General features: G+C 39.5%; 11 protein-coding genes. 8 read left to right on the top strand and 3 right to left on the bottom strand.

All coding sequences use genetic code 11. The features are described 5' to 3' along the window. Nucleotides 1-350: 350 nt before the first annotated feature. The gene (locus ACFFAP_RS11975; protein ID WP_375511424.1) at nucleotides 351-581 is read right to left on the bottom strand and encodes a hypothetical protein; all 231 of its coding nucleotides are present in this window, start codon (nucleotides 579-581) and stop codon (nucleotides 351-353) included. Here ACFFAP_RS11975 and ACFFAP_RS11970 point away from each other — a divergent pair. Beyond that, nucleotides 576-2,264, top strand: coding sequence for a hypothetical protein (locus ACFFAP_RS11970; RefSeq protein WP_375511423.1), 1,689 nt, complete (start codon nucleotides 576-578; stop codon nucleotides 2,262-2,264). The two genes, ACFFAP_RS11975 and ACFFAP_RS11970, sit on opposite strands and share 6 nt — an antisense overlap. Before the next feature lie 84 nt (nucleotides 2,265-2,348). Here the strand turns inward: ACFFAP_RS11970 and ACFFAP_RS11965 are convergent, their stop codons facing one another. Beyond that, on the bottom strand, nucleotides 2,349-2,576 hold the full coding sequence (locus tag ACFFAP_RS11965; protein WP_375511422.1) for a hypothetical protein: 228 nt from the start codon (nucleotides 2,574-2,576) through the stop codon (nucleotides 2,349-2,351). Nucleotides 2,577-2,646: 70 nt separating this feature from the next. Between ACFFAP_RS11965 and ACFFAP_RS11960 the strand changes: the two genes are divergently transcribed. From ACFFAP_RS11960 to ACFFAP_RS11935, 6 genes are all read left to right on the top strand, one after another. Next, nucleotides 2,647-3,282 carry a hypothetical protein gene (locus ACFFAP_RS11960; protein ID WP_375511421.1) on the top strand — a complete coding sequence of 212 codons (636 nt, stop codon included), beginning with the start codon at nucleotides 2,647-2,649 and terminating at the stop codon, nucleotides 3,280-3,282. A 210-nt stretch (nucleotides 3,283-3,492) separates the two neighbouring features. Beyond that, nucleotides 3,493-4,182: a hypothetical protein gene (locus tag ACFFAP_RS11955; protein WP_375511420.1), complete on the top strand. Its 690-nt coding sequence runs from the start codon at nucleotides 3,493-3,495 to the stop codon at nucleotides 4,180-4,182. After that, nucleotides 4,182-4,319, top strand: a complete 138-nt coding sequence (locus ACFFAP_RS11950) for a hypothetical protein (protein ID WP_375511419.1) — start codon at nucleotides 4,182-4,184, stop codon at nucleotides 4,317-4,319. The genes ACFFAP_RS11955 and ACFFAP_RS11950 overlap by 1 nt, the downstream gene beginning before the upstream one ends. A 614-nt stretch (nucleotides 4,320-4,933) precedes the next feature. Then, nucleotides 4,934-5,488 (top strand): hypothetical protein, encoded by a 555-nt coding sequence (locus ACFFAP_RS11945; protein WP_375511418.1) that lies wholly within the window; start codon nucleotides 4,934-4,936, stop codon nucleotides 5,486-5,488. Between the two features lie 48 nt (nucleotides 5,489-5,536). Beyond that, nucleotides 5,537-5,728: a hypothetical protein gene (locus tag ACFFAP_RS11940; RefSeq protein WP_375511417.1), complete on the top strand. Its 192-nt coding sequence runs from the start codon at nucleotides 5,537-5,539 to the stop codon at nucleotides 5,726-5,728. Next, on the top strand, nucleotides 5,700-5,933 hold the full coding sequence (locus ACFFAP_RS11935) for a hypothetical protein (protein WP_375511416.1): 234 nt from the start codon (nucleotides 5,700-5,702) through the stop codon (nucleotides 5,931-5,933). The genes ACFFAP_RS11940 and ACFFAP_RS11935 overlap by 29 nt, the downstream gene beginning before the upstream one ends. Here ACFFAP_RS11935 and ACFFAP_RS11930 read toward each other — a convergent pair. Beyond that, complete coding sequence (locus ACFFAP_RS11930) at nucleotides 5,908-7,122, bottom strand: DUF4336 domain-containing protein (RefSeq protein WP_375511425.1); 1,215 nt, start codon at nucleotides 7,120-7,122, stop codon at nucleotides 5,908-5,910. The genes ACFFAP_RS11935 and ACFFAP_RS11930 overlap by 26 nt on opposite strands. A gap of 246 nt (nucleotides 7,123-7,368) precedes the next feature. Between ACFFAP_RS11930 and ACFFAP_RS11925 the strand changes: the two genes are divergently transcribed. After that, nucleotides 7,369-7,533 carry a hypothetical protein gene (locus tag ACFFAP_RS11925; protein WP_375511415.1) on the top strand — a complete coding sequence of 55 codons (165 nt, stop codon included), beginning with the start codon at nucleotides 7,369-7,371 and terminating at the stop codon, nucleotides 7,531-7,533. Nucleotides 7,534-7,591: the final 58 nt, after the last annotated feature.

Genomic DNA, 7,591 nt, shown 5'->3' with positions numbered 1-7,591 from the left:
CTAAGCTGCTGTGATTTGAGTGCTGTACGTCTGGGTTGGACTCCAGTCCGCGACGATGAGTAGTAATACCCACCGTTTCGGCTACTGTGTCAGGTAGCCTCATCAGGCGGGGTTGGGCGATATTCGGCAAAAGGATTGCTGATCGTTATTAGGAAATCGAACAAATTTTCTCGCGGAAAATCTGTCAGTTCTAAAGTAAAATCCACAAGTTTAGAATCGTCTTCATGTTCAAATACTTGAAATTTCACTTTAGTTCGTTTTTTGTTGTTCATCATTAGTCCTCTGTAAATATCTGTCTATGGCTAGCCCGATGTCTACGATAGGCTGCGCGATCGCTTCAGGCGGGTTTACTAATCGTCATCTAAATAAGTTAAGTGGTTTTCGATAACATTTTCTAGTTGTTCTAAAGCTGGCTCTAGTATGTTCTTAAGTTTTTCATCACTAGTATCGTCTGCATATTCTTCACCAGAGATAACCTTTAATCCAGCATCAATTTTATTTTTGATGTCGTGCAATAATTGCCAGATTTCGTAATAGTCCCATTCTGGATCTGGTTGCAAGGTGAAGTAGGTGGGTTGCAAGGTGAAGTAGGTGGGCTGCAAGATGAAATCGGTGGGCTGCAAGGTGAAATCAGTGGGCTTGAAGGTGAAATTGGCGGTCTTCAAGATGAAATTGGTGTAGTACAAGATGAGATCGGTGGAGTTCAGGATCAAATTGGCGGACTCCAAGATGAAATCGGTGGAGTTCAAGATCAAATTGGCGGACTCCAAGATGAAATCGGTGGAGTTCAGGATGAAATCGGTGGAGTTCAGGATCAAATTGGCGGACTTCAAGATCAAATCGTTGATGCAAAAGCCGATGCTGAAAGAGCTTTAACTGATGCCGAAATAGCTAAAGCCAATGCTGCGAAGCCACTTATTCCAGGCCCACCCGGACTACCAGGAACTCCAGGAGAACCAGGGCCACCGGGGCCACCGGGGCCGCCAGGAGTAGGAGAACCAGGGCCACCGGGGCCACCGGGGTCGCCAGGAGTAGGAGAACCAGGGCCACCGGGCGAACCGGGCACACCGGGAGAACCAGGGACACCAGGCGAACCCGGTCAGCAGGGTGAAAAAGGTGAATCTGGTGAAAAGGGAGAAAAAGGTGAGCAAGGTGAAAAAGGTGAATCTGGTGAAAAGGGAGAAAAAGGTGAGCAAGGTGAAAAAGCAGAAAAAGCAGAAAAAGGTGAGGACGCAAAAGTGGAATTTTCAAATATAAATGCTAAATGTTTTGAAGGATGTAATCCTCAAACAAAAGTACCGCAATTTGTATATAAAAGTATTCAGGTAATCAAAGGAACTGAATCACAAGAAACTCTTAATTTCGAGCAAATAGCAAATGCTGCTGCTTTGGAGTGCTATTCATTGGTTGAAATAGAAATTAAAACTTTTGATTCCTGCGATCCAGAAACTCATAAACCTGTGGCTCTACAACCACCTAAAAAAATAAAAGTTGCTCCTGGCACAGAGCAAGAGGTTACAGCTATTTTTGAAAAGCTATTTGACATCGAAGGATTGCAATGTAATGCACTAGTTGAAATAGAAATTAAAACTTTTGATTCCTGCGATCCAAAAACTCATAAACCTGTAGCTTTAAAAGAACCTAAGAAAATAAAAGTTCTTCCCGGCATGGAATTAGAAGTTAAAGCTATTTTTGACCAGATGTTTGAAATTCAGGGTGAGCAATGTGATATAAAACCTAACGACATTGATGTTGTTGAAATATCTGTTCAAACTGTAATTGGATGTAATCAAGATAGAACACCTAATTTCAGAGATAGAACAATTCATTGTCCAAAAAGATTAGAATCTTGGTTAATTTATGAAATGAATGCTTTGGCGAATATCCAAATAAGTTTATGTGGAATAGTTGGAGAAGTTAGTGATACAAGTGCAAACGTTCTTAACGAAGTACGTGATATTGGTTGTAATCTTGTTGATGCAATTGAACAGACAGCATCTTTAGTTGGAGATGGTTTTAATGCTTTACAAGATGATGGAATTCTTTCAGAAAACAATTGGAAATATACTCCTAATCATATTCCTCTTAAAAGTGGGGTTCTCAAAATCCTTTCAGAAGTTACAGAAAATACAAATACTCAAGGGTTAAACGCTACTGATATTATTACTTCCACCCCAGTAACAGCTAAACAATTAGCAACGTACATTCAGCAGTCATCTGAGCAGTTAAATACTACTTTAAATACTGCAATAAATGATGCTTAGACTACAATAGCAGAAGAGATTCAAAGTTTAACTACTAATTAATTAATTATAGTAATTATCTCTAACACTGCACTAGTCCAAAGATTAGCTAGGAATAAAAATTAGTGCTAATCTAAACTTTCCACCAACTGGATAGTTTTGACTTAAGGCTGATGTAATGTAAAATTCAGAACGCCCATTAGGGTTTTTAGGGTCAGCCCAAAAATTATCAGAAAGTGGTGAATCTACTAAAGGTTCAAATTCAATCCGAATTTGTTCGGGTGAACCCTGATAAAACGTTTTAGATTTTAAAATAAATAAAGGTTCTGACATAAAATATTTAGCTAAAGAATATTTATTATTTTAAACGTAAACTTATCAAATTACAAATTAATCCTTAAGTATGCCTACAAGAGACTGGGCAAAAATTAGAAAACTTTTTATAGCGAACTTTAACCCGATTGTTACTTCTGCTTTTGGAAGTGATACTCTGTCTGCTACTGACACTGCTCTAAAAGATGCAATGATGATTCAAACAAATGATTCGTCTTTAATTGCAAATTCAAGACTAGCGCTTTACAATCAAAAATTTCCCAGTCAAGCGGTTGCAGCAGTTCCTGAATGGTGGCAGGTTCGACCTGAAGGCAAACGCCCTCAACTCATATTATTATGTGGCAAAAAGCATGATAACGGAAATGTTGGCTATCTTGTTTATCCAATAACTATCCCCCATCCAATAATAAATCGTCGTGCAACTTCTCCTATCCCTGATTACAAAAAAGGGAATATCGAAGCTATTCTTACTTTAAAAGATAATTCAAAAGTGATTGTAAACACTCATGACAACGACACAGCTAATAGTTTAATCGAAGCTATTAAGCTACTTATCGACCCTGCTTATCTTGAGGGTTCATTTACTAAAGTTGGTTTACGAAAAGGTCAATCTTTATTAGCAATTACTGTTGCTGCAAAAAAAGCTAGGTATTTTTCTCAGGGGTTAAAAAATACAAAGCCAGATTGGATCGATAAATATACTTAATAAGATTTAGATAAAATTCAAATAAATTAAGAAAATTAGAAAGGCTTTCAACCAATAAAAAATACTTATAGCAACGAATAGCGTTTCTAGAGACTTAAGGAGTCACAAAGCAGACCATAAAAAAACCAGACACAGTAAGGGTTTTCAAGGATGTTATTTTCATCTTTTGTTAGTAAATTAAAAATAGCTTTCTACAAATATCGTTACTTTATGGCTAAAAAGCATAAACGCTTTGGGGCATTGCACAAAACTCTCAAAGATACGAATTACTCAGCAACCAGTGGGGCCGCTGGTGAGTATCTTAATTTTCTTAAGGGAACAAATAAGTTAGTTGTTGCCCGAAAACCTGATGCTAAATTTCTGATTCGATTTAACGTTGGTGTAATCCCCTTTGACATTGAACCGAGCAGCGCATCAGGTGCTATCAATGCTTATCAAGGAACTATGACAGTAGTTGCAGATAATATTCGAGGACTATTCAACACGACTCTAACCGATGGTTTGCTAGGGATTGAGCGCGACTTGACAAAAACCAAACAAATAACAAATTTTTATCCGGCGTTGGCTCATATTACGGTGATTCCTACTGCTGCTACTAAAACCCAAAAAACTTCAGGAATTACAAAGCGATCATATAAGGCTTATCCTAGCCGTTCGGGTGGTGTACCTTATGGTCGGACGACAACTTCAGTTAAAGATGAGTCCGGGGCAACCATTACTGATATTGCCAAGGAAACTGAAGAAGATTCTAGAAAGGCGATTATGATTGCCGTTAAGGGAAAGGAAGTAACTGGCTTCAAGTGTATTGGCGTTAGCTTTACTCCAGAGCTACACCCAGAAGATGGCTTCTTTGATGTTGCTAAACCTACAACTCCAGCTACTGGTCTACCTACAGGTTAATGAGAGAATTTCTTCAGTTTCAGCGTTCAGTTGGGGAATGTTTTCATTTAATTATCCCCAACGATCCTTTAGTAGAAGTGCAGCAGGCAATTAGCAATTCAATGTTAGTTGAATCTGCTGTTAAGCTGATGATTTGAGGTACAATTTCTCCTGAAGACTTATTGGAGATGGTCGAGCCTGTCATTGAAAATATGGACGACTATATTGAAGAAGTCGAAGAAAATCTAATAGAAATTTATTTAGCTTAAAAGTTAGTATGGGTAATCCAGTTTTGCAGTTGGGTAATTCAGCTAACTAGGATTTATTCTATAGCACCACTGTTCAGGCAGTAACTAGTAGCAATGGAGAATCCTACACTCCCATACCTACTATTACTATTCCTACTCTTTTAGAGAGTCATATTATCGCAACTTCTGTTAGTTGCTCTAATAATAAACCAACGTGGTATTTTGGTGGTTTTTTAAATCAGCGAATTAATTTAGGTTTAACTGTTGGAGGACTACCAGACTCAGATGCGGTACAAAAACGTAAACTCTACCTTAATCGTCTGACTTTAATTATTTTCCCAAAGTTGGTTACTACTTATGCTGTAAGTCTTGATGTCCCTAAGTGGTTTCAAGATGTAACTTTTAGTTTATTTGAGTACACCGGAACTGAAAGTGATTCAACAGAAAACTTGATTAACCAAATTAAAAATGTAGACCTCCCACGAATTGAAAGCAAGATTGATGCTTTGCATTAAAACAATTAAATGATTAATACAGAGTCAACAATAGCTGTTGTGAACTCTAATTCATCAGGAATTACAATCACCTTAGAGTCGACAGGTATCTTTTTAGGAATTTTGTTGAGTGTGTCTGCTTTAGCTGGTTTAGGGATTAAGGTTGTTAGCAATGTTAGTAAAATTTCCTCTTCAATTACTCAAATTGAAGAGGATTTGAAAGAGTACCGTAAATACGCTAATATCAATACTCAACAAATTACAGATATATGCCATCGATTAGATTCAATCCCTCAAATTGAAGAAGAATTGAAAGAGTATCGCAAATGTGTTAACACCAATGCTGAAAAAATTATAGAAATATCCCATCGGCTAGATTTACACATTCAAGATTATGTAAATAGTAAAGACACTATAACTTTACTAATTGGAGGGATAAAGGAAATGATGGAGCATAGAACCAATCGCCTTTACTCTTCCATGAAAGATATTGAAAGCTATTTACAAAAAAATGGAACCTTTAAGATCCGTGAATTTCAAGATTTACACAGGATAGAAGAGGACAACCCCTTTGATAAACTTTAGTAGCAAATTGGGAATACTACGCCTACACTCATAACACAAATAACTCAAATGTCTAAATCAACTCTCAATACCCTCACTACGTTTTTTGGATTAATTGCAGGTGGCTCTACCCTACTAGGGGGTGCTGGGGTGATTAATCATCAACTGGCAAGTACTATCGGCGGACTTGCTACGGCACTATTAGGCTATCTGGTGCAGCAGCCTGCTGCTAATGAGCAGCCACAAGCACCACAAAAGTAATTTCATGTGGATTGTTGAAGTTTTAGAAATTATTGATTCGGCTGGAAAAACAGGCAGATGGCGATTGACCGCTAGAACTGGTGCAAATAAGCCTCATGGCTTATGTACCCATGTGCATAATTCTTACAATGAAGCATGGAACTGTACTGAAGCTTGGGCTGCGGCTAAAAAACTCTCCACTAACTCCCACGGGGATTCTCTTTAGCTGGCGTTGCGATACCGCGCTTAACTAAACCCGCTTCAAGTTCCTTAATAAATCTTAAGTCTTCTTCCAATAGAGGCTGGCTTTCGCTAGAAGAAAAGTCCTTACTTACAGAGGGATTTTTCTCAAGGAAAGCAAATGCTTGCCGAAATTGACGTGGATTTGCTTTAATTTGTGAGTCAAAGTGACAGGGAATAATCTGTTGAAAATCCCAACTTGCAACTGTATCAGCCCAGTTGAGGACTTGTCTTGGTGCTTGGGGAAGAATGAGGATTTGCAGAATCGGTGCGACAAATGGTCGCCCCTGACCTCGTAGAGCATCGAATGCTTGCTTCCAGGTTTCTTGCCAGCGAAAAGGAAATAAACCAAAGTAGGTTTTTAGCGATCGCTGTGGTGCTTTGAGAGCATCACGAAACATCTGTCCCATTGCAGTAATTTCTAGCGCACTTGGACGGAAGTAAAGCGCAAACAATGAAATGCGTTGCCATCCCTTGCGGCGGTTGTCTTCATTGTCCTCGATCATCTCCAAGGCATTGTCCCTTGCATGAAACAGTAAGGGATAAGGATCTAATTGGACAATTTCTGGTGGATCTTCTGGAACACAAAGTATAGAATCAGTTACAAGCAAAGTGCGCGATCGCTTGTGAAATACTGCAACTTCTGCAAAAGAACCTCGTCCTAAGTTGATGTCCAATATTGCATAGTCAAACTCCAGAGCAAAGGGAGAAAGGCTTGAGTCCTCTGGGAGTTCTTGAGTTCGTTTTTGGGGAAAACCTAGCCAACTAAGGGGCAGGTTGAATGGGAAACTCCACTGATGTGGGGCAACAAAGACTTGTGCTTGAGGAAAACGTCTGGAAAAGGGGCCAACGAAGACTTTATGCTCAAGACCAGAACTGGTTGGCAATATGATGTACTTAACTTCACCGTGCTTTGCTACCAACTCATTAACCAAGCGGACACACTCAGTTGTTGGAGCAACGGGTGCATAGACCAGAAGTCCTCCAGCAGCGAGTTTGACGACAGTCATGCGAATCGGCACGATAGTGTAGAGAATGCCCTGAAGCTGCTCGAATGTCCAGATAGTGTCAAAAACTATTTCTTTGCGAAGTGTCCGCCGCCTGCCGTAGGGGTAGAGTGGGACAGCAGCCCAGAATGGCCATGACCAATCTTTTGGGTGGGTGAAAGGATACATCCCTTGCTCAAGTAATTCTACCCTCGACTTAGATCCTTGTGAGTTCATCGTCGTCCCATTCACTTTGTGCTTCTTTCCAATTTCTAATACTACGTGAGTCGGCAACGGAAGCGCACGGTAAGTTAATTTAAGTTAAAAATCACTAAGACTCTAGACCCACAAAGAATTTTCTGTTTTCTCTCTAAAAGATGCTTTAGCACTTGTTGCTGCCTGTGGACAACTCATGAACCTATCCCAACGGGTGCTATGCTTTGCGTTCCACTTTCTGAGGAAGAGATACAACTTTGGCTAAATGAGGAACTAACTCTTGCTGGAATTAACGCACCATCACTATGTGTTGTATCCGGTTTTGAAGAAGCGATCGCTAATTTGCAAAGTCGTTTAACCCAACAAGGTGTAGAGTGTCATTAATTGCATACTTCCCACGCTTTTCATTCCCAAATTATGGATTCTATAGGACTCAATACTG

Source organism: uncultured Nostoc sp., from assembly GCF_964245575.1.
Lineage (GTDB): Bacteria > Cyanobacteriota > Cyanobacteriia > Cyanobacteriales > Nostocaceae > Nostoc.
Note: the sequence above shows the minus strand (reverse complement) of the source record. Positions and strands in the feature narration are given on the sequence as shown.

Excerpts from the sequence above, each read along its gene's own strand:
- ACFFAP_RS11925 (WP_375511415.1), top strand. The coding sequence starts at position 7,369 with ATGCTTTGCGTTCCACTTTCTGAGGAAGAGATACAACTTTGGCTAAAT.
- ACFFAP_RS11935 (WP_375511416.1), top strand. The coding sequence starts at position 5,700 with ATGAGCAGCCACAAGCACCACAAAAGTAATTTCATGTGGATTGTTGAA.
- ACFFAP_RS11950 (WP_375511419.1), top strand. The coding sequence starts at position 4,182 with ATGAGAGAATTTCTTCAGTTTCAGCGTTCAGTTGGGGAATGTTTTCAT.
- ACFFAP_RS11965 (WP_375511422.1), bottom strand. The coding sequence starts at position 2,576 with ATGTCAGAACCTTTATTTATTTTAAAATCTAAAACGTTTTATCAGGGT.
- ACFFAP_RS11940 (WP_375511417.1), top strand. The coding sequence starts at position 5,537 with ATGTCTAAATCAACTCTCAATACCCTCACTACGTTTTTTGGATTAATT.
- ACFFAP_RS11955 (WP_375511420.1), top strand. The coding sequence starts at position 3,493 with ATGGCTAAAAAGCATAAACGCTTTGGGGCATTGCACAAAACTCTCAAA.
- ACFFAP_RS11960 (WP_375511421.1), top strand. The coding sequence starts at position 2,647 with ATGCCTACAAGAGACTGGGCAAAAATTAGAAAACTTTTTATAGCGAAC.
- ACFFAP_RS11945 (WP_375511418.1), top strand. The coding sequence starts at position 4,934 with ATGATTAATACAGAGTCAACAATAGCTGTTGTGAACTCTAATTCATCA.
- ACFFAP_RS11930 (WP_375511425.1), bottom strand. The coding sequence starts at position 7,122 with ATGTATCCTTTCACCCACCCAAAAGATTGGTCATGGCCATTCTGGGCT.